Below are 20,024 nucleotides of genomic sequence, written 5' to 3'. Positions count from 1 at the left end.
GAACGATCGCTCAGCGCTTCGGCTTGCGGAGTTGGAAGCGATTTTCTATATTAGCGATATCCCACCCAACGCAGGCGGATGTGGTTGTGTCTGAGCTTTTCAGAGGCCGGACACCGCATCAGGTTTGAAGCCCCCACCGGCGCTCTCCTTGCCAGACCTGCGGACCTTACCTTCTCGCGTCCGCATTTCAGAGCCTCCTCGCACCCCCTCCCCAGGTTACCCCACAGGACCACCCCAATGCGGGAAATTAAGCTCCAGGACCTCAAGTCGAAGACGCCGGCCGAGCTCGTCTCGTTCGCGGAAGAGAACGGGGTCGAGAATGCCAGCACCATGCGCAAGCAGGAGCTGCTGTTCGCCATCCTCAAGCAGCTTGCGCTGGCCGAAACCGACATCGTCGGCGAGGGCGTCGTCGAGGTGCTCTCCGACGGCTTCGGCTTCCTCCGCTCGCCCGATGCGAATTATCTTCCGGGCCCGGACGACATCTACGTTTCGCCCTCGCAGATCCGCCGTTTTGGCCTGCGCACCGGTGACACCATCGAAGGCCACATCCGCAGCCCGAAAGAGGGCGAGCGCTATTTCGCGCTGCTGAAGGTCAACACGCTCAATTTCGAGGACCCGGAAAAGGCCAAGCACAAGGTCAATTTCGACAACCTCACGCCGCTGTTTCCGAATCAGCGTTTCCGCATGGAAATCGACGATCCGACGCGAAAAGACCTTTCCGCAAGGGTGATAGATATCGTCGCGCCAATCGGCAAGGGCCAGCGCGCGCTGATCGTCGCGCCGCCGCGCACAGGTAAAACCGTGCTGATGCAGAACATCGCGCATTCGATCGCGCACAATCATCCCGAATGCTATCTGATCGTTCTCTTGATCGACGAGCGTCCGGAAGAAGTCACGGACATGCAGCGCTCGGTGAAGGGCGAGGTCGTATCCTCGACCTTCGACGAGCCGGCCGTGCGTCACGTCCAGGTCGCCGAGATGGTGATCGAGAAGGCCAAGCGCCTGGTGGAACATGGTCGCGACGTCGTCATCCTGCTCGATTCGATCACGCGTCTGGGCCGCGCCTACAACACCGTGGTGCCGTCATCCGGCAAGGTGCTGACCGGCGGTGTCGATGCCAACGCGCTGCAGCGCCCGAAGCGCTTCTTTGGTGCCGCTCGCAACATCGAGGAGGGCGGCTCGCTGACCATCATCGCGACCGCGCTGGTCGATACCGGCAGCCGCATGGACGAAGTCATTTTCGAAGAGTTCAAGGGCACCGGTAACTCGGAACTGATCCTGGACCGCAAGGTCTCGGACAAGCGGACCTTCCCGGCGATCGACATCTCGCGCTCCGGCACCCGCAAGGAGGAGCTCATCACCGATCCGCTGGTCCTGAAAAAGATGTACGTGCTCCGCCGCATCTTGAACCCGATGGGCACCATGGACGGAATCGACTTCCTGCTCGACAAGCTGCGCTCGACCAAGAGCAATTCGGAGTTCTTCGACTCCATGAACACCTAAGTGCATTGCAGCAAAAGATCAGAGGGCGCCTTCGGGCGCCCTCTTTGTTGTGCGGCTTTGCTGCGGCGAAGTGCAGCATGACGGGCTTCCGGAGCGCGACGCAGTTTCTTCCGGAAGATGTTGATATATCTATATTACACTTGACTATTGTTTCGTGGGATAGGGGTCCGAGCGGCGGGATTTCGCAGCAAATGCGGGATTTTATGCTGCATTGCAATATAGATATTGCTGCGGGCTAGAGCGCAGCAAAAAGAGGTTGTAGCCGGCCAGAACAGGCCGTTTGCCTTTTCCCCGCCAGCCGGACAAATAGGCCATGCACCCGCGAGACCAGACCATCTTTGCGCTATCGTCCGGCCGTCCGCCGAGCGCGATCGCATTGGTACGCGTCTCGGGTCCGCAAGCCGGCCTGGTGCTGACGACGCTCGCAGGCAAGCAGCCGGCGCCGCGGCAGGCCAGCCGCCGGCTGCTTCGGGACGGCGCCGGGCAGCCGATCGACGATGCGGTCGTGCTCTGGTTTCCGGGGCCGGGGACTGCCACGGGCGAGGACGTCGCCGAATTTCACGTCCATGGCGGACGCGCCGTGCTGGCCGCGCTTCTCACTGCAATTTCGATAATTCCGAATACGCGCGCGGCGGAGCCTGGCGAGTTCACGCGGCGCGCATTCGAGAACGGCAAGCTCGATCTCACCGAAGCCGAGGGCCTCGACGATCTCATTCACGCCGACACGGATCGCCAGCGCCGCCAGGCGTTGCGACAGCTGCAAGGCCTGCTCGGCAATCGCGCGCGCGACTGGCGCGCGCGCATCATCGAGGCGTCCGCGCTGATCGAGGCCGGCATCGATTTTTCCGACGAAGGCGATGTGCCCGCGGAATTGAGGGCGCCGGCCGTCAAAGCGATCAAAGCGCTGCACGACGAAATTACAAAGGTCCTTGCGGCACAGGGACATTCTGAACGCTTGCGCGACGGCCTGGTGGTTGCGATCGCAGGCGAGCCGAATGTCGGCAAGTCGACGCTGATGAATCAGCTCGCCCGTCGCGAGGTCGCGATCGTCTCGCCGCACGCCGGCACCACGCGTGATGTGATCGAGGTGCAGCTGGATCTCGATGGCTATCCCGTCACGATCATCGACACCGCCGGCATCCGCGAGACCGATGATCCCGTCGAGCAGGAAGGCGTGCGCCGGGCGCGAGCGCGGGCCGAAGATGCCGACCTCGTGCTGTGGCTGGTGGAGGGCGAGCGTGCCGCCGGTCCGCCCAGTGGCCAGGTCTGGATCGTCCGCAACAAGATCGATCTCGGGGGAGCGGGGTCACCCGACGAGTTCGGGATCTCGGCGAGCCGCGGCGATGGCATTCCCGAGCTGGTCGGGGCCCTCGTCACATTCGCCTCCGACATTTTCGGAACCACCGAGGGCGCTCTGGTGACCCGGGCCCGTCAGCGAGAATTGTTGGGTCGCGCGTCAGACAGCTTACGCCGGAGTCTCGACCTTGTAGAAGAGGGCGAGGAACTCGCCGCCGAAGAGTTGCGCGCCGCCGCTTACGCCCTGGGCCGGTTGCTCGGCCGGGTGGACGTCGAGGACGTCCTTGGGGCCATTTTCCAAAGATTCTGCATCGGAAAGTAGCGCTAGTTCTTCAATGTAGAACTAGCACTTGTTCCATTGCTTGTGTTTCACGTGAAACGCGGGCGGGGTGGATGCGTCCTGTTGCACGTGAAACATGCCCGAATCGAAGCCCCGTCATTGCGAGGAGCCCTTGCGACGAAGCAATCCAGGCTGTCGCCACGGAGGGAATCTGGATTGCTTCGCTTCGCTCGCAATGACGGATCGCGTGGCGGCCATCCCGGTCGACGGCCCCGCGTCTATCCTTGCCGCGCGGTCCGTCTTGTTTCACGTGAAACAGCAACTATCCCAACGCACTTCCTACTGTGCATGGGGTTGTTTTCGCGAAACCACGCCCGGCTCTCCCGTGACCCCGTTTCACGTGAAACACGGGCATCACCCAGTTTCCACTTCCGGCTTTCCTGCCGCTGAGCTAGAAGTCCGCCCATGCGACCAGAGCGAGAGAGTTTCGACGTCATCGTCATTGGCGGCGGCCATGCCGGTTGTGAAGCTGCGGCTGCCGCGGCCCGGATGGGTGCGGCGACGGCTCTGGTCACACATCGTTTCTCCACCGTCGGCGCGATGTCCTGCAATCCGGCCATCGGCGGTCTCGGCAAGGGCCATCTGGTCCGTGAGGTCGATGCTCTCGATGGTCTGATGGGACGAGTCGGCGACGCCGGCGGCATCCAGTTTCGCGTTCTCAACCGTCGGAAGGGTCCCGCTGTCCGTGGTCCGCGGGCCCAGGCCGACCGGAAGCTCTACGCGGCCGCCATGCAGGACGCGATCCGCGAGACCGAGGGTCTTTCCGTTATTGAAGGTGAGGCCGACGAGCTGATCGTGGTCGATGGCCGGGTCACCGGACTGCGGCTGGCGGACGGTCGCGAGCTTCCGGCAGGGGCTGTCGTCGTCACCACCGGCACCTTCCTCCGCGGTCTGATCCATCTCGGCGAGAAGAACTGGCCCGCTGGCCGCGTCGGCGAAGCGCCGGCAATGGGTCTCTCAGCCTCCTTCGAGCGCGCCGGCTTCACCCTCGGGCGGCTCAAGACCGGCACGCCGCCGCGTCTGGATGGCTCGACCATCGACTGGTCCGCGGTCGAGATGCAGCCCGGAGACAAGCCGCCAGAGCCTTTCTCGGTGATGACCAAGGGGATCACGACCCCGCAGATCCAGTGCGGGATCACCCGGACCACGGCCGCGACCCACGAAGTCATCCGGGCCAATGTCCATCGGTCCCCCATGTACTCCGGCCAGATCAAGAGTTCCGGTCCGCGCTATTGCCCGTCGATCGAGGACAAGATCGTTCGCTTCGGCGATCGCGACGGCCATCAGATCTTCCTCGAGCCGGAAGGGCTCGACGACACCACGGTCTATCCCAACGGCATCTCGACCTCGCTTCCCGAGGAGGTCCAGCTCGCGATCCTCGCGACCATTCCCGGCCTGGAGTGGGTGAAGATGGTCCGACCGGGCTACGCCATCGAATACGACCACATTGATCCCCGGGAGCTTGACCCGACCCTCCAGACCAAGCGCCTGCGTGGTCTCTTCCTGGCCGGGCAGATCAACGGCACGACCGGATACGAAGAGGCTGCGGGACAGGGCATTGTAGCCGGTCTCAACGCGGCTCTCTCCGCCAGTGGGGCCGCGCTGACGGTGTTCGATCGCGCCGACGGCTATCTCGGGGTCATGATCGACGATCTCGTCACCCGCGGGATCAGCGAGCCCTATCGGATGTTCACATCGCGGGCCGAATACCGGCTGACCTTGCGTGCGGACAATGCCGATCAGCGCCTGACCGAGAAGGGGATCGCGCTGGGATGCGTCGGGAGTGCCCGAACCCAGCATCATCGGACCAAGATGGGCGCCCTGAATGCGGCGCGGACGCTGTCGAAGTCGCTGACCATCACCCCGAACGAGGCGATCAAGCACGGGCTGTCCCTGAACCGGGATGGCCAGCGCCGCTCGGCTTTCGAGCTGATGGCCTATCCGGACATCGGCTGGAGCCAGGTCCGCGCGATCTGGCCGGAGCTGTCCGCCATCGATCCCGTTATCGCCACCCATCTCGAGATCGACGCCAAGTACGATGTCTATCTCGAACGCCAGAGCGCTGACGTCGAAGCCTTCAGGCGCGACGAGGGGATGGTGCTGTCGGAGGTCGACTACAGCCTCGTCCCCGGTCTCTCCAATGAAGTCCGCGCCAAGCTGGAGAAGGCCCGGCCGTTCACGGTCGGTCAGGCTGGCCGGATCGACGGCATGACGCCGGCGGCGCTCGGCATCCTCGCGGCCTATCTCCGTCGCGAGGCGCGCAAGACTTCCAAGGCAATCGCATAGGCGTTTCACGTGAAACAGCGCGGACCGGGCGGAGACAAACCGCTATCCCGACGACCCGGAACAGGTGAGGGCGCTGGTCGTCGATCCGAACCGGTACCGACCAAGCCGAAGATCGACAAGGCCAGCGCCAACGATCAGGCGCTCGACTCCATCATCGCCGCCGACAAGCGCGCGGCGCTGAAGCTCGCGCCCGTTTCACATGAAACAGCGGCGCGGCTCGATCGCTACATTGCGCTGCTGCGGGAGTGGCAGGCCAAGACCAATCTGGTTGCACCTTCGACGTTGCCGCAGCTCTGGACCCGGCACATCGCCGACTCGCTCCAGCTCGTCGATCTCGCGCCGACCGCAAAACGCTGGGCCGACCTCGGCAGCGGCGGCGGTTTTCCCGGCGTCGTGCTGGCCTGCGCCATGGCGGGGACACCGGGCGCCAGCGTTCACCTCGTCGAGCGAATCGCCAAGAAGGCGGCCTTTTTGCGCGAAGCCATTCGCGTCACCACATCTCCGGGAGTCGTACATCTCGCTGAGATCGGGGATAATGTGGATAGAATCACCGGCCCCGTCGATTGCGTCACCGCCCGTGCGCTGGCTCCGCTACATCAACTCATCGGCTTTGCAGAGCCGCTGATGCGCCAGGGTGCAAAGGCGTTGTTTCTCAAGGGTCAAGATGTAGAGGCTGAATTGACCGAAGCCGCTAAATATTGGAATATTCAGCCGCAGCTCCACCGAAGCCGGACGGGCGATGGTTGGATCGTCGAGCTGGCTTCAGTTGAACGGCGCGGGTGAACGTTCAGGGGTTGAGTTGGGGAATTTCGATGACCGTGATTGACGAGCCGCAGCAAGAACAGACCGCTGAAGTCCCGCATGGTCACCCGCGCATCCTGGCGCTGGCGAATCAGAAGGGCGGCGTGGGAAAGACAACCACGGCGATCAATCTCGGCACGGCGCTCGCAGCGATTGGCGAGCGCGTTTTGATCGTCGATCTCGATCCGCAGGGCAATGCCTCGACTGGCCTCGGCATCGATCGCCGCAACCGCTCCTGCTCGACCTATGACGTGCTAATCGGCGAATCGAGCTTGCGCGAGGCGGTGGTCTCGACCGCGGTGCCGCGGCTGCACATCGCGCCCTCGACCATGGATCTCTCCGGCCTTGAGCTCGAGCTCGGCACCACGCCCGGCCGCGCCTTCAAGCTGCGCGATGCGATCGGCGCGCTCAACAACAACGTCTCGCCCGAGGCCGATTACACCTATGTGCTGATCGACTGCCCGCCGTCGCTCAACCTGCTCACGGTCAACGCGATGGCTGCGTCGGATGCGATCCTGGTGCCGCTGCAGTGCGAGTTCTTCGCGCTCGAAGGTCTGTCGCAATTGCTGCAGACGGTGGAGCAGGTGCGCTCGACGCTCAACCCGAACCTGTCGATCCACGGCATCGTGCTGACCATGTTCGACTCGCGCAACAACCTCTCGAACCAGGTCGTCGCCGACGTTCGCCAGTTCATGGGCGAGAAGGTCTACAAGACCATGATCCCGCGCAACGTGCGCATTTCGGAAGCGCCGTCCTACGGCAAGCCGGTGCTGGTCTATGATCTCAAATGCGTCGGCAGCGAAGCTTATCTGCGGCTCGCCACCGAAGTGATCCAGCGCGAGCGCGAGCTGCGCGTCACGCATTAGCGGTGCCGTAGGGTGGGTTAGCCGAAGGCGTAACCCACCACGGTCTATCTCCGCGGAAACAGAAGAGGTGGGTTACGCCGAGCAGATGCGCAAGGCGCATCTGCGGGGCTAACCCACCCTACGATTTGAAATTCAGTTCTGGAGTGCTACAGCGTGAATCCAAGGGAGCTGGCGATGGCCGACGAAGCGCGTTCGCGATTGGGCCGGGGTCTTGCAAGTCTGATCGGCGACGTCGGCGGCGAGGCTCAGCACGTCGACCGTCCGCGTGCGCAGCGCAAGGTGCCGATCGAATTCATCAAGGCCAATCCGCGCAACCCGCGCCGCACCTTTTCGGAGACCGAGCTCAAGGAGCTCTCCGAGTCCATCAAGCAGCACGGCGTGATCCAGCCGATCGTGGTGCGCCCGGTGAAGGGCGCGCAGGATCGCTTTGAGATCATCGCCGGCGAACGACGCTGGCGCGCCTCGCAGATGGCCGGCCTGCATGAAGTGCCGATCGTGCCGGTCGATATCAGCGACAGCGATGCGCTGGAATTTGCGATCGTCGAGAACGTGCAGCGCGAAGATCTCAACCCGATGGAAGAGGCGCAGGGCTATCACGCGCTCGCCAACGAGTTCAAACGCAGCCAGGATGACATCGCAAAAGTCGTCGGCAAGAGCCGCAGCCACGTCGCCAACATGATGCGGCTGACCAAGCTGCCGGCCGAGGTGCAGGCCTTCATCGCGACCGGTGAGCTGACAGCCGGTCACGCCCGTGCGCTGATCGGCGTGCCCGATCCGCTCGCCGCCGCCAAGCGCATTGTCGCGGAGGGCCTCAACGTCCGCCAGGCTGAGGCGCTCGCGCATGAAGAGGGCGTGCCGGAGCGCAAGCCGCAAAAGGCGCGCGCCACCGCGGGCAAGGAAAAGGATCCTGACACGGTCGATCTGGAGAAGCGCGTCAGCGACGCGCTCGGCCTCAAGGTCACCGTCAATCATCGTGATCCCGGCGGCTCCGTCCAGATCGCCTACCGCAACCTCGATCAGCTCGACGAGGTGATGAAGCGGCTCGCGAAGGGCGCGCTGTAGCCGAATCTCTATCACCGTCACCCTGAGGTGGCCGCTTCTTCAGCGGCCCTCGAAGGGCGACGGCCCGGCCGCATCGGGGCCGTTCATCCTTCGAGGCTCCCTGCGCGCCGCGTTGCGCCGCGCGGCTCGCACCTCAGGATGACGGATTTGGCTGTCCTTGATTGCTTCGCTGCGCTCACAATGACGGCGGATGGAGCGGTGACCTCAGCCCCGACGCTTCGCATTCGCGGCGATCGCCATCAGCGTACGCTGGGCGATGGCGGCGGCCAGCGTCGATTGCTTGCGGGTGTCGAGCGCGGCGGTCGCGAGCTGCTCGATGATGCCGGCGAGCCTTGCCACGCTGAAATTGCGCAGCGCGGTTTCGACCATGGGCTTTCGCGAAAAATGCAGCCGCGGATATCCGCCGTCGAGCACGGCGGAGGCAGGCTGGCCGTCGGCGATCGCGAGCGCGGATTTGTGCAGCCACGCGGCCTGGCGTTGGGCGGCCGAGATGATCACGCCGGGGTAGGTGCCGGCGATCATGGCTTTTGCGAATTCGGTCTCGACGATATCGGGCCGGCCGGCGAAGGCGCCGTCGACGATGGGATCGAGCTTCAGTTCGGATGCATCGGCAACGACGGCCATCACGTCGTCCAGCGTGATCTCGCCTTTGCCGTGGGCGTAGAGCGTGAGCTTGCGCAGCTCGTTGCGCGAGGCCTGGCGGTCGCCGCCGAGGAACGACATCAGCGCGGCGCGGGCATCCTGGGCGATGCGCAAATTGGCGATGCGGAGTTCGTCCTCCATCAGCTTCGCGAGGTCGCGCTCGGTGTCGGGATAGCAGCCGATCGCCACGGCGGTCTTGGCCTTCTCGCAGGCCTTGCGGAGCGGCGATTCCGGGCGCAACTCGCCGGCCTCGATCACGATGCGGCAATCCTTCACCGGCATCTCGGCCAGCGTATCGACGCCACTGGCAAAGCTGCGCGAGCCCGCGCGGATACGAATGGCGCGGCGGCCACCGAACAGCGGCACGGTCATGGCTTCGTCGACCAGGCGCGACGGCTCGGCCGAAAGCTCGTCGCCGTCGAGTTTGACAAGCGAGAAGGGATCGTGGGGATCGTCGACGGCCGACGCAATCAGCGCGTCGGCGCGTTCGCGCACGAGGCCGGCATCGGGACCATAGAGCAGGATGATCGGACGGCCCGCGTCGGGACGGGCAAGGAAGGAATCGATCTCTTTTCCGCGCAGTGCGACCATGTTGCCCAAGGTTCGTCATTCCAGGGCTCGCCCTGCGGGCGCCCCGGAATGACGGGAAATGAACTAGGTGCCTGCGGTGAAGAACGCAGCGAGCCTTGTGTTGATGTTCTCGGCGATCTCGTTGGCGGCACGATCCTCGGCGTCACGCACCGCGCGGTTGCGGGAGAAGCGCTGGTAGGAGCCGGGCATGTCGTAGGACACGCGCGAGAACGTCGTGCCGGTCATCACCGACTTGCCGGTCACGACCTCGACCAGGTTGTACTGGCAATCGATGCCGTAGTTCTCGCTGTTCGGCAGGCCTGTGGCGGGATCGACGATCAGGGACGTCTTGCTGGAGTTGAAGCGAATCTCCAGGCGGTGGGTCGGCGGCATGCCTGTCGCCGAGCCGTAGAGCTTGAAGGCCAGCGCGTTGCGGACCTCGACGCCGACCCGGGCCTCGCGCGAGGCGTTGGCCTTGTTGATCGGCGGAAGATCGACCCCCATCAGCTTCTCGCGCAGGCCGGGAGTGCCGTCGGTATGCTCGGCATACATCGGCTGGAAGCAGCCAGCCGTCAGCGCCGCCAATGCGGCAACCGCCAGCAAGCGGGCTGCGATACGGATCCTAGCCGACAACATTCACGATCCTCTTGGGAACGATGATCACCTTGCGGACGGGCTTGCCATCCAACGCCAGCTTTACCGCATCGAGGGCCAGAACGGCAGCCTCGATTTCCGGATTCTGGGCCGCTGTTGCAACTGTGACATCACCCCGCTTCTTGCCGTTGACCTGAACCACAAGGGTCACGCTGTCTTCAACCAGCAAATCGCGTTCGATTTGCGGCCAATCGGCCTCGGAAACCAGCCCTGGCAGGCCAAGTCCATTCTTAAAGAGCACCTGCCAGCACTCCTCGGCCAGATGCGGCATCATCGGGGAGAACAGCTGGACCAGGATCTGGCTGGCCTCCCGGATCGCCCAGGCGAGATCAGGGGCCGGCTGGCCGGGGCACTGCAGCATCTCCGAAAAAATATTCGTGAATTCTCGGATATGGGCGAGGCAGACGTTGAAATGCAGCCGCTCGACGCCGGTCGTGACCTTGTCGAGCGCGCCGTGGGCGGCCTTGCGCAGGAGGAGCGCATCGGCGCCGAACGAGGCCGGCCGGGCCGCCGGGGCCGCCTTGCCGAGTTCAACCGCATCGTTCACCAGCCGCCACAGCCGCTGGACGAAGCGCGAGGCGCCCTGGACGCGCTCGTCGCTCCAGATCACGTCGCGGTCGGGCGGGGAGTCCGACAGCATGAACCAGCGGGCGACGTCGGCGCCGTAGGTCGCGATGATGTCGTCGGGGTCGACCGTATTCTTCTTCGACTTCGACATCTTCTCGATCGCGCCGATCTGGACGTCCTCGCCGGTCGAAAGCAGCGTCGCGCGGCGACCGTTACCGCCAACCTCGACCTTGACCTCGGCCGGCTGCACCCAGGTGCCGTCGGCCTTCTGGTAGGTCTCGTGCACCACCATGCCCTGCGTGAACATTCCGGCGAACGGCTCGTCCAGCGCGATGTGCCCGGTCGCCTTCATGGCGCGGGTGAAGAAGCGGCTGTAGAGCAGATGCAGGATCGCGTGCTCGACGCCGCCGATATACTGGTCGACCGGCAGCATCCGATTGGCGACCGCGGGCGTCGTCGGCGCGTTCTCGTTCCAGGGATCGGTGAAGCGCGCAAAATACCAGGACGAGTCCACGAAAGTGTCCATAGTGTCGGTTTCGCGTTGAGCCTTGGCCCCACATTTCGGGCAGTTGACGTGCTTCCAGGTCGGGTGATGGTCGAGCGCGTTGCCCGGCTTGTCGAAGCTCACATCCTCCGGCAGCACCACCGGCAGGTCGGCATCCGGGACCGGCACGACGTCGCACGTCGGACAGTGGATCACTGGAATCGGGCAGCCCCAATAGCGCTGGCGCGAAATGCCCCAGTCGCGCAGGCGGAAATTGACCTGGCGCTCGCCGACCGGCGCGTTACCGCGCAGTTCGCCTTCGAGGCGTTTTGCAACTTCCTCCTTCGCCTGATCGATCGTCATGCCGTCGAGGAAGCGCGAATTGATCATGCGGCCGTCACCGTCATAGGCGGTGTCTGATATGACGAACGTCTTGGGGTCCTGGCCCTCGGGGCACACGACCGGAATGTTGCCGAGGTTGTACTTGTTGACGAAGTCGAGGTCGCGCTGGTCATGCGCGGGGCAGCCGAAGATCGCGCCTGTGCCGTATTCCATCAGCACGAAGTTGGCGACATAGACCGGCAGCTTCCAGCTCGGGTCGAACGGATGGACCGCGCGGATGCCGGTATCAAAACCCTGCTTCTCCGCGGTGTCGATGATCGACTGCGCCGTGCCGATCTTCTTGATATCGGCAACGAATTCCGCAAGCTTCGGGTTCTTCGCGGCGGCTGCTTGCGCCAGCGGATGATCCGCCGAAATCGCCATGAACTTCGCGCCGAACAGCGTGTCGGGGCGCGTCGTGAAGATCTTCAGCTCGCTCTCGCCGGCAGGCGTGGTCGCCTGATCCAGCGCGAAGCGGATCAGCAGGCCTTCGGATCGGCCGATCCAGTTGCGCTGCATCAGCCGCACCTTGTCGGGCCAGCGGTCGAGCCCATCCAGCGCGGACAGCAATTCCTGCGAGTACTTCGTGATCTTGAAGACCCACTGGCTCATCTCGCGCTGTTCGACAACAGCACCCGAACGCCAGCCGCGGCCGTCGATCACCTGCTCGTTGGCGAGCACGGTCATGTCGACCGGGTCCCAGTTCAGCTTGCGCTTCTCGCGCTCGGCGAGACCAGCGCCGAGCATGTCCAGAAACATCTTCTGCTGATGCTTGTAGTAGCTGGGGTCGCAGGTCGCGAACTCGCGCGACCAGTCCAGCGACAGCCCGATCGAGCGGAGCTGCTTCTTCATCGCGGCGATGTTGTCGTAGGTCCAGGCTTTCGGCGCGACCTTGCGCTCGATGGCGGCGTTCTCGGCCGGCAGGCCGAAGGCGTCCCAGCCCATCGGGTGCAGTACGTTAAAACCCTTGGCGCGCATGAAGCGGGCCAGTACGTCGCCGAGCGTGTAATTGCGGACATGGCCGATATGGATGCGCCCGGACGGGTAGGGGAACATCTCCAGCACATAGTATTTCGGCCGGGAATCGTCGTTCTTGGAGACGAAGATCGCCTGTTCGTCCCACTGGCGTTGCCAGCGCGGTTCGGCGTCGCGGGCGTTGTAGCGTTCGGAGGTCATGGAATCGTTGGGTTTTCGTGGTTTCGGCCGCCTGAAGAGGCCGGACTAGGCCATAGAAGTCCTCGGGGGGTCAATGGGTTGCCGCGGCCGGCGGCACCTCGCAATACTGCTCCGCAAAAGTACGGACAAGGGTATTGGGATCGGATTGAGGGGTCGCTGCGAGGTTGGCCGCCAACAGCACCCCGCGTCAGGCGATGGCCTCAGATTTCGACGATCCCGATTACGGCTATGCCGCGTCCATCGCTGGACGGGCTATGCGGAGCATGGCCAAGCAGCGGATCCCGCCGACGCCGACCAATTTTGCCATCTGGATCGCGCGCTCTATCTCGCCAAGGGCGGCGGCCGCAATCGTGTGGTGACGGAAAAGAGCTCGGTCGGGCCGAGGTTGCGGGCTAAAGGCCAGGTGGGCTGGCGGTCAGCCCGCCATCGCGATTTCGGTGGGGCTGCCCTCGATCCGCAAAATGCCGTGCTCGACGACATTATTGCGGCCGCGGTGTTTTGCGGCGTAGAGCGCGGCGTCGGCGGCTTCGATCAGATCGCCCGGACGCAAGGTCTCGTTCGGACGTGTCGCCGCAACGCCGATCGACACCGTGACCACCATGTGGGCGGAGGTGATGTGCGGCAGGCAAAGCTTCAGCACGGCGCCGCGGACGAGCTCACCGATCTCGACGGCGCGATGCACGTCGGTGTTCGGCAGCAGCAGGCAGAATTCTTCGCCGCCGTAGCGGGCGGCAAAGCCCATCGTGTCGGCGGCGATGCCGGACAGCGACTCGCCGAGCCGGGTCAGGCAGGAATCGCCTTCGAGATGGCCGTAGGTGTCGTTGAACAGCTTGAAATGGTCGACGTCGATCATCAACAGCGCGAGCTCGCTGCCATATTGCTGCGCGCGCATCCATTCGAAGTCGAGACGGCTCTGGAAGCCGCGGCGGTTGGCAAGTCCCGACAGCATGTCGATCGACGCCATCACCGTCAGCCGGTCATTGGTCGCGATCAGCTCGCGCTCGCGCTGGCTGAGTTGCGCCGCCATCGCGTTGAACGCGCGCGCCAGCGGCACGAATTCGGACGGCAGCCGGTTGCGCGCCGCGCGGGCCGACAGGTCGCCTTCGCCGAGACGCTTGGCCATGTCCGCGAGCATCTCGATTGGTTTGATCACGAGCTTCTCGGCAGCGATCAGCGCGCCGAGCAGCACGAACACGACGACGAAGGCGAGCTGGAGATAGGCGGTGCGGATGTCGCGGTTGACCGCCGCGGACACCTTGTCCTCGTCGATGCTGGCGATCAGGCGGGAATTGGTGCCGGCGATGCGGATGAAGCTGACCGCGCGCTGCGATCCGTCTGCGGCGAGAAACGACAGCGAGCCTTCGTCCTGGTCGGAGCGCAAGGCCATGTCGGCGATCGCCGACATCAGCGGCATGTTGTCGAGCGGACGACCGACCGCGCTGTGCTGGTCGGCGGGCGCAGCCAGCACGGTGCCGGCGCTGTCGACCAGTACCGCCGTGATGCCGGCGCGGCCGCCCAGATTGTTCATCACCTTCGACATCCAGTCGAGGTTGACGGTCGCGAGCACGACGGCGTCAGTAACGCCGCTGAACGCGGAGACCGGATAGACCGCCATGACGGTCGGCGACTGCACCGGCCGCGACAGGATGAAGTCGGACAGCACGAAGCGGCCGGTCTCCTGCGCCTGCTGGAAATAGGGCCGGTCGGAAAGATCGAGGCCGACATACATGTTGTTGGTCGCGCACTGGATGCGGCCGTCCTGGCCGGCGATCAGAAGCGTGCGGATCCAGGGAAGGCTCGTCGGCAGGCTCGCGCGCAGCACGTCGCAGCTCTTGCTGACGCCGCCGGCGGAGGCGCGGATGAAGGCTTCCGATTTCAGGATGGTCTCGACCGACGAGATCACTTCGCGCTGCGCATCGGCGCTGTGCCTTGCCACCGTGGTGAACTCGGCCGTGGCCTGCGCGATTTGTTTGGTGCGGGTGTCTTCGAGCGAGCGAATGCGCTCGAGCATCAAGGGCGCGACCAGAATCACCGCGAGCAACGCAAGCCGGGCCCTGATGCCGAGGACCTGCTTGAGTTTTGCTCGTTTGCGGTTGAAACTAACGTTTGCCATCTTCGCTACCCACCCCACGGGCAAGGTAAAGCGAAGGGTTCAAAAACTCTTTCTTGAACTCGGTAAAAATGGAACTACCTCCGTTACTCCTGTAAATCGATCGACGTCATGACAGAAGAAAACGCCGCGCCGGTAACCGGCGATTCACCAAACGCGCTCGCCGCGGTCGAAGCGGAGATTGCACGCGCCTGCAAGGATGCGCGGCGTGATCGCGCCTCCGTGACGCTGATCGCGGTGTCCAAGACTTTCGCGGCGGATGCAATTATCCCGGTTATCGGCGCCGGACAGCGCGTGTTTGGCGAGAATCGCGTGCAGGAGGCCAAAGGCAAGTGGCCGGCGTTAATTTCTGTATACCCGGACATCGCGCTGCATCTGATCGGGCCGCTGCAATCCAACAAGGCGAAAGAGGCGGTGGCGCTGTTCGATGCCATCCATTCGGTCGACCGTCCGAGCATTTGCCAGGCGTTAGCCAAAGAAATCGAATCCCAGAACAAGCACCCGCAACTCTTCGTCCAGATCAACACCGGCGAAGAGCCGCAGAAGGCCGGCATCGCGCCCGGCGAGGCCGACGCCTTCCTCGCGAGCTGCCGTGACACCTACGGGCTGACGATCTCCGGCCTGATGTGCATCCCGCCGGTGGACGAGCCGCCGGCGGCGCATTTCGCGCTGACCGCCAAGATCGCCGCGCGCAACGGATTGCAGAATCTGTCGATGGGCATGAGCGCGGATTACGCGACCGCCATCATGCTCGGCGCCACCCATGTACGCGTGGGCAGCGCGATCTTCGGGCATCGGTAGGAGCCGTTGGAAGGCCGAGAGCCAGACCAGCTCTGTAATTCGTCATTGCGAGCGAAGCGAACCAATCCAGAGTCCCTCCGCGGAACGATTCTGGATTGCTTCGCTGCGCTCGCAATGACGGCGGAGTGTGAGGCCGCCTACGCAAACCTCACCGACACCTTCCCCAACACCCCGAAATCCACCGCAAAATGATCGCCGGCCTGGATCGGCAGTGGTGGATGGCACGTACCTGTCGTCACCACCTCCCCTCCCCGCAAGGTGATGCCGAGTCCGCGCAGCTCGTTGGCGAGCCAGGCCAGCGCCACGCGGGGATCGCCGAGCACGTTCTTGCCGTGACCGGCATAGCGCTCGCCGCGCAGCGTGATCTGCGGCCGCTCCTCGACAAGATCCATCGCGCGCCAATTGGCGGATGTCGCGGCACCCAGCACGAACAGATGCGCGCAGGCATTGTCGGCGATGAGCTGCGCCTCGCCGGCGCCGGCAAAATCAGTGAAGCGCGAATCCGGAATCTCGATCGCGGGATGCAGCGTGTCGGCGGCGGCAAGCACCTCGTCGACACTGTACGGCGCCGCACGCGGTGCCAGATCGCGCCCCATGCGGAAGCAGAATTCCGGCTCGCCAACACGCATCGCGTTGCCCTTCATCGACGCGGTGCCGCCGTCGGCGATGACGGTATCGCGCATGATGCGACCAGCCAGCGGGCCTGTGACGTTGATGTGCTTCTGTCCGGCCTCGCTCGTCGCGGCGATCTTCCAGCCGAACACTTCACCGCCAAGCGCGGCCTGCACCGCGTAACCGTCAGCGCGGTTCTGCGGCCGCAGCCGCGTCTCGAGCGCGTCAAGCTTGCTGCCGTCGCGCCAAAGTTGAATGAGGACGCGCGAGGCGGCGGCGATCTGATCCTTGTCGAGCATGTGTCCTCACCCGATGATGATTTTTGTTCTTGGTCCTATCAGCCGAAGCAATTGTAGCATTGCCGCCTTGGTCATGGAGACGCAGCCCGCGGTCGGGCCGAAATTGTCGCGCGCCAGATGCAGAAACACCGCGCTGCCGCGGCCGGCGATGCGCGGCCTGGTGTTGTGGTCGATTTCGATGATGAAGTCATAGAGCTGGTCGGCGCGCTTGAGCCGGTCGCCGCCCTCGCCCTCCCCGCGCCGGATCCACCGGTTGTAATGGCGATCGCCCGGATCTTCGCACCAGGCGTCCACGCCGGTGATGATCCGGGCCGGCAGCAACGTCTGGGGACGGCTGTGCCGGTCGCCCCGCCACCACAATCGCCGGGGCCGAAAATGGCCCCTGGGGGTGCCGCCGTCGCCCTCGCGCTTGTTGGCCAGAATGCCGCCGCGCCCCAGTGCCACCGGGATCGTCAGCTGTCCGGCGGTTAGCCAGCCCCGGCGCGGATTGCCGGCGGCAGGCTTAACGCGGATCGCCGAGAGCTGCTGGACGCGTCGATTCATGGTATAAGCGTCTGAATTGGCGTTGTTTTTCATGTGAACGGGCAATGTCGAATTCATTACAGGACATTCATCGAATGGCCCTGCTATTCTGGGTTAGAGTAATTCCGGCTTGTGAATCGGTAACAGCCCACTACTTCAACACGAACAACAATAAAAACAGCGACCCTTTAAACTTCCCATCACGGCTGGGTGCGGCATGCATGCGCGCCCGGTCGACCCCAAAAGGATGATCCCCTATGGCCAATGCCCGCAAGATCCTGATCGTGGATGACGATACCGATCTGCGCGACACGTTGGTGGAGCAATTATCGCTGCACGAAGAATTTGAAGCCTCCGCCGTCGATACTGGCGCCAAAGGCGCCAGCGCCGCAAAGGCCAACGCCCCCGATCTCGTGCTGATGGATGTCGGCCTTCCCGACACCGACGGTCGCGAAGTGGTCCGCTCCCTGCGCAAGGGCGGCTTCAAGGCGCCGATCATCATGCTGACGGGGCATGACACCGATTCCGACACGATTTTGGGCCTGGAATCCGGTGCCAACGACTATGTGGCAAAGCCCTTCCGTTTCGCCGTGTTGCTGGCCCGCATCCGCGCCCAGCTGCGCCAGCACGAGGCCAGCGAGGACGCGGTGTTCTCGGTCGGCCCCTATTCCTTCCGTCCGGGCTCCAAGATGCTGACCGCCGCCAATGCGCGAAAAGTCCGCCTCACCGAGAAGGAAACCGCGATCTTGCGCTTCCTCTACCGGGCCGGCCAGATGCCGGTGTCACGCGAGACCCTGCTCCAGGAGGTCTGGGGCTACAATTCCGGCGTCACGACCCACACGCTGGAAACCCACATCTACCGTCTTCGCCAGAAGATCGAGAAGGACGCCGCCAACCCGGAAATCCTGGTGACGGAAGCCGGTGGCTACAAGCTGGTGCCGTGATACGTTCCAGGAACGCGCGATTCGTCGTAAATTAGCGCGTTCCACGAGCCTCGGACCGGAATGTCAATCGACGATGACGTAGCGCTGCTCGAGCGTGTCCCGACACTGCGCCTGTTGGGAGAGGCCTCGTTGCGCATGCTGGCGATCGGCTCCGAGCAGCGTGACTTCGTCCGCGGCGACATCCTGTTCAATCTCGGCGACGATGCCGACGCCGGCTTCGTGGTCCAGCGCGGCGCCTTTCGCGTCGATGACGGCGCCGGCGCCGAGATGATCGCAGGTCCCGGCACGCTGATCGGCGAGATCGCGCTGGTCGTGCCCATGAAGCGGCCCTCGGGCGCGGTTGCGATCGAGCATTCCTCCGTCATCCGCGTCGCGCGCAGCCTGTTTCAGCGCGTGCTCGAAAGCGACCCTGCCGCCGCACTCCGCCTCCGCGACGAATTCGCGGTTCGCTCCAGCCAGATCGCGAGCGACATTCTGATGGCCGGTGCGAAGCTGAGCACCTGAGCGCGGCGGACTTAGCCGCGCCCTGCTCCGCAGATTTCATTCTCTGTCGAACCCATAAAGCGCGCTGCGGTCGTCCTGATAAAGCCGCCGCAGTCCGGGCATGACCGCCAGTTGCGACGCATCGACGTCGAGCAACCAGACATAGTCGAAGCGATCGCGCGGAATTTGCGCGATCCTTTGCGCAAGCGTGGCGCTCAGATCGCCGTCGCAGTCGCCAGGGGCAACCTCGATGTACTGAGACGGATCTGCGTTGAATGCGGTGCCGCGCGCACGGAGTGGTGTCAGCAGCTGTTGACCGCCCGATGCGTCCCATTGCGAGTTGACGAAGGCGTCCCGCCGGACGATCGCAAGCGACCCTAGATGCGCGACACGCGGTGCACGCCATTGCTCGCAGGTCGGCGGCCGGGTCAGGACCGCAATGCTTGCGCCGTGCGGGACGTCCTTCAGGGCCTGCAGATGTTGCGAATAGCCGGCATCGTAGGCGGCAAACCCGGCAGCCATGGCGACGATCCGAATCGCAAAAACAGCCAGCGCCATGCCGGCAATGATCGCGGAGCCGCGCCTCATGCCGTCGGTCGGCGCGATGGCGGTGAGGCCGACAATGAAGAAGATGGGCCACAGTCGGACATCGGCATAGACCGAACCGAACATCTGCCCTGGCATCAGCAGGATCAGAATGAGGAAGCTCGCTGCTCCGACCAGCAGTGGTGGATTGCGCCTGACGTCACGGCTGCGGATTCCAAAGTACAGCAGGCCGATGGCGAGCAGCAGGCTCAGCGTGTCGAGCCAGATATTCTGGTCACGCAGCGTCCATACCAGTCCAAGAACCTTTGTGCCGATGTCGAAGAAATGACCCGTAGCGGCGGCGCCATTGCCTTGCCGCCAGACGATCATGAGCACAGCCGGAATCATGACCGGCCAGATGCGTCGCAGAATGACGATCACCATGGCGGGCCACGCTGCCGGCGCGCGATTCCAGCTGCGGCAGAGCTCGAAGGCGCCCACGAGGACGACCAGAACCACCCAGCCATAGGCGTGCGCGAGCCAGACCAGGCAGGCGGCCACCGCGAACAGCGCGGCGCGCATCACCGAGCCATTCTTGCCTGTCGTCTCGACCCAGGATGCGAAACCGTGAAACGCGAGCGCACAGCCGAGCCAATAATTCACGAAGCCAAGCTGGAACGGATAGGCCATCGCGAACCATGCGGCCGCGATGGCGAAGGGCGTGAGTTCCCCATGCAACGCCCTGCTGATGCGCCCGATGGCAGAGATCATGAGGAGCGGAAGCGCCAGCGCAATCAGCCAGGCGGCGCGTTCGAGACCGAGCATCGGTGCCAGCGGAGCGATGAGCAATTCAACGCCGAGATTGCCGACGAGCTGCCAGTGAAAATCCCAGTTCTGCTGGAGCGCTGGCGAGTCCGCCAGCTGCAGCTGCACCTGGTAGCGGCCGATATGGGCGAGGTAATCGATCAGCGTCGGCGTGTGCACGAACCAGAAGGGTATCGTGCTCAGCAACATCAATCCCGGGACGACGAAACGGGAATTCCACCATGCTCGAGTTGATGGTTCTGCGAGGTCTGACGGTGCGGGCGTGCCCATCGTCG

16 protein-coding genes are annotated in these 20,024 nt (G+C 64.1%); 9 read left to right on the top strand and 7 right to left on the bottom strand.

The window, feature by feature from the left end; genetic code table 11:
• Positions 1 to 237: 237 nt before the first annotated feature.
• From rho to V1280_RS30110, 6 genes are all read left to right on the top strand, one after another.
• Positions 238 to 1,503, top strand: coding sequence for a transcription termination factor Rho (gene rho / locus V1280_RS30135; RefSeq protein WP_279660187.1), 1,266 nt, complete (start codon positions 238 to 240; stop codon positions 1,501 to 1,503).
• Between the two features lie 313 nt (positions 1,504 to 1,816).
• The gene (gene mnmE / locus V1280_RS30130) at positions 1,817 to 3,121 is read left to right on the top strand and encodes a tRNA uridine-5-carboxymethylaminomethyl(34) synthesis GTPase MnmE (RefSeq protein WP_334532846.1); all 1,305 of its coding nucleotides are present in this window, start codon (positions 1,817 to 1,819) and stop codon (positions 3,119 to 3,121) included.
• A 423-nt stretch (positions 3,122 to 3,544) separates the two neighbouring features.
• Positions 3,545 to 5,425 (top strand): tRNA uridine-5-carboxymethylaminomethyl(34) synthesis enzyme MnmG, encoded by a 1,881-nt coding sequence (mnmG, locus tag V1280_RS30125; RefSeq protein WP_334532843.1) that lies wholly within the window; start codon positions 3,545 to 3,547, stop codon positions 5,423 to 5,425.
• A gap of 9 nt (positions 5,426 to 5,434) precedes the next feature.
• Entirely contained in the window at positions 5,435 to 6,208 is a 774-nt protein-coding gene (rsmG, locus tag V1280_RS30120; protein WP_442895178.1) for a 16S rRNA (guanine(527)-N(7))-methyltransferase RsmG, read from the top strand.
• Between the two features lie 29 nt (positions 6,209 to 6,237).
• Positions 6,238 to 7,092: a ParA family protein gene (locus tag V1280_RS30115; protein ID WP_334532840.1), complete on the top strand. Its 855-nt coding sequence runs from the start codon at positions 6,238 to 6,240 to the stop codon at positions 7,090 to 7,092.
• 174 nt (positions 7,093 to 7,266) lie between these two features.
• Entirely contained in the window at positions 7,267 to 8,154 is an 888-nt protein-coding gene (locus V1280_RS30110; RefSeq protein WP_334532838.1) for a ParB/RepB/Spo0J family partition protein, read from the top strand.
• 204 nt (positions 8,155 to 8,358) lie between these two features.
• Here the strand turns inward: V1280_RS30110 and holA are convergent, their stop codons facing one another.
• From holA to V1280_RS30090, 4 genes are all read right to left on the bottom strand, one after another.
• Positions 8,359 to 9,387 carry a DNA polymerase III subunit delta gene (gene holA, locus V1280_RS30105; protein WP_334538457.1) on the bottom strand — a complete coding sequence of 343 codons (1,029 nt, stop codon included), beginning with the start codon at positions 9,385 to 9,387 and terminating at the stop codon, positions 8,359 to 8,361.
• A gap of 63 nt (positions 9,388 to 9,450) precedes the next feature.
• The gene (locus V1280_RS30100; protein WP_334532835.1) at positions 9,451 to 10,002 is read right to left on the bottom strand and encodes an LPS assembly lipoprotein LptE; all 552 of its coding nucleotides are present in this window, start codon (positions 10,000 to 10,002) and stop codon (positions 9,451 to 9,453) included.
• Entirely contained in the window at positions 9,989 to 12,628 is a 2,640-nt protein-coding gene (gene leuS / locus V1280_RS30095; RefSeq protein WP_334532832.1) for a leucine--tRNA ligase, read from the bottom strand. The genes V1280_RS30100 and leuS overlap by 14 nt, the downstream gene beginning before the upstream one ends.
• Positions 12,629 to 13,043: 415 nt before the next feature.
• On the bottom strand, positions 13,044 to 14,741 hold the full coding sequence (locus V1280_RS30090; protein ID WP_334532829.1) for a diguanylate cyclase domain-containing protein: 1,698 nt from the start codon (positions 14,739 to 14,741) through the stop codon (positions 13,044 to 13,046).
• A gap of 108 nt (positions 14,742 to 14,849) precedes the next feature.
• Between V1280_RS30090 and V1280_RS30085 the strand changes: the two genes are divergently transcribed.
• The gene (locus V1280_RS30085) at positions 14,850 to 15,539 is read left to right on the top strand and encodes a YggS family pyridoxal phosphate-dependent enzyme (protein WP_334532826.1); all 690 of its coding nucleotides are present in this window, start codon (positions 14,850 to 14,852) and stop codon (positions 15,537 to 15,539) included.
• 137 nt (positions 15,540 to 15,676) lie between these two features.
• Here the strand turns inward: V1280_RS30085 and V1280_RS30080 are convergent, their stop codons facing one another.
• Both V1280_RS30080 and V1280_RS30075 read right to left on the bottom strand, forming a co-directional pair.
• Positions 15,677 to 16,450, bottom strand: coding sequence for a 2-keto-4-pentenoate hydratase (locus V1280_RS30080; RefSeq protein WP_334532823.1), 774 nt, complete (start codon positions 16,448 to 16,450; stop codon positions 15,677 to 15,679).
• A 6-nt stretch (positions 16,451 to 16,456) separates the two neighbouring features.
• On the bottom strand, positions 16,457 to 16,993 hold the full coding sequence (locus tag V1280_RS30075; RefSeq protein ID WP_442895177.1) for a L,D-transpeptidase family protein: 537 nt from the start codon (positions 16,991 to 16,993) through the stop codon (positions 16,457 to 16,459).
• A 236-nt stretch (positions 16,994 to 17,229) separates the two neighbouring features.
• Here V1280_RS30075 and V1280_RS30070 point away from each other — a divergent pair, with 236 nt between their 5' ends.
• Both V1280_RS30070 and V1280_RS30065 read left to right on the top strand, forming a co-directional pair.
• Positions 17,230 to 17,916, top strand: a complete 687-nt coding sequence (locus V1280_RS30070) for a response regulator transcription factor (RefSeq protein ID WP_007598630.1) — start codon at positions 17,230 to 17,232, stop codon at positions 17,914 to 17,916.
• Positions 17,917 to 17,976: 60 nt separating this feature from the next.
• Complete coding sequence (locus V1280_RS30065; protein ID WP_334532820.1) at positions 17,977 to 18,420, top strand: cyclic nucleotide-binding domain-containing protein; 444 nt, start codon at positions 17,977 to 17,979, stop codon at positions 18,418 to 18,420.
• 36 nt (positions 18,421 to 18,456) lie between these two features.
• On the opposite strand, the gene V1280_RS30060 is transcribed toward V1280_RS30065, so the two are convergent.
• On the bottom strand, positions 18,457 to 19,938 hold the full coding sequence (locus tag V1280_RS30060; protein WP_334532818.1) for a hypothetical protein: 1,482 nt from the start codon (positions 19,936 to 19,938) through the stop codon (positions 18,457 to 18,459).
• Between the last annotated feature and the right edge of the window lie 86 nt (positions 19,939 to 20,024).

The organism is Bradyrhizobium sp. AZCC 2230, assembly GCF_036924495.1.
Lineage (GTDB): Bacteria > Pseudomonadota > Alphaproteobacteria > Rhizobiales > Xanthobacteraceae > Bradyrhizobium > Bradyrhizobium rifense.
The sequence above is the reverse complement of the archived record's forward strand: the minus strand, read 5'-3'. Positions and strand labels throughout refer to the sequence as shown.

Coding starts and splice junctions, on each gene's coding strand:
- rho (WP_279660187.1), top strand. CDS start 238: ATGCGGGAAATTAAGCTCCAGGACCTCAAGTCGAAGACGCCGGCCGAG.
- mnmE (WP_334532846.1), top strand. CDS start 1,817: ATGCACCCGCGAGACCAGACCATCTTTGCGCTATCGTCCGGCCGTCCG.
- mnmG (WP_334532843.1), top strand. CDS start 3,545: ATGCGACCAGAGCGAGAGAGTTTCGACGTCATCGTCATTGGCGGCGGC.
- V1280_RS30115 (WP_334532840.1), top strand. CDS start 6,238: ATGACCGTGATTGACGAGCCGCAGCAAGAACAGACCGCTGAAGTCCCG.
- V1280_RS30110 (WP_334532838.1), top strand. CDS start 7,267: ATGGCCGACGAAGCGCGTTCGCGATTGGGCCGGGGTCTTGCAAGTCTG.
- holA (WP_334538457.1), bottom strand. CDS start 9,387: ATGGTCGCACTGCGCGGAAAAGAGATCGATTCCTTCCTTGCCCGTCCC.
- V1280_RS30100 (WP_334532835.1), bottom strand. CDS start 10,002: ATGTTGTCGGCTAGGATCCGTATCGCAGCCCGCTTGCTGGCGGTTGCC.
- leuS (WP_334532832.1), bottom strand. CDS start 12,628: ATGACCTCCGAACGCTACAACGCCCGCGACGCCGAACCGCGCTGGCAA.
- V1280_RS30090 (WP_334532829.1), bottom strand. CDS start 14,741: ATGGCAAACGTTAGTTTCAACCGCAAACGAGCAAAACTCAAGCAGGTC.
- V1280_RS30085 (WP_334532826.1), top strand. CDS start 14,850: ATGACAGAAGAAAACGCCGCGCCGGTAACCGGCGATTCACCAAACGCG.
- V1280_RS30080 (WP_334532823.1), bottom strand. CDS start 16,450: ATGCTCGACAAGGATCAGATCGCCGCCGCCTCGCGCGTCCTCATTCAA.
- V1280_RS30075 (WP_442895177.1), bottom strand. CDS start 16,993: ATGAATCGACGCGTCCAGCAGCTCTCGGCGATCCGCGTTAAGCCTGCC.
- V1280_RS30070 (WP_007598630.1), top strand. CDS start 17,230: ATGGCCAATGCCCGCAAGATCCTGATCGTGGATGACGATACCGATCTG.
- V1280_RS30065 (WP_334532820.1), top strand. CDS start 17,977: ATGTCAATCGACGATGACGTAGCGCTGCTCGAGCGTGTCCCGACACTG.
- V1280_RS30060 (WP_334532818.1), bottom strand. CDS start 19,938: ATGTTGCTGAGCACGATACCCTTCTGGTTCGTGCACACGCCGACGCTG.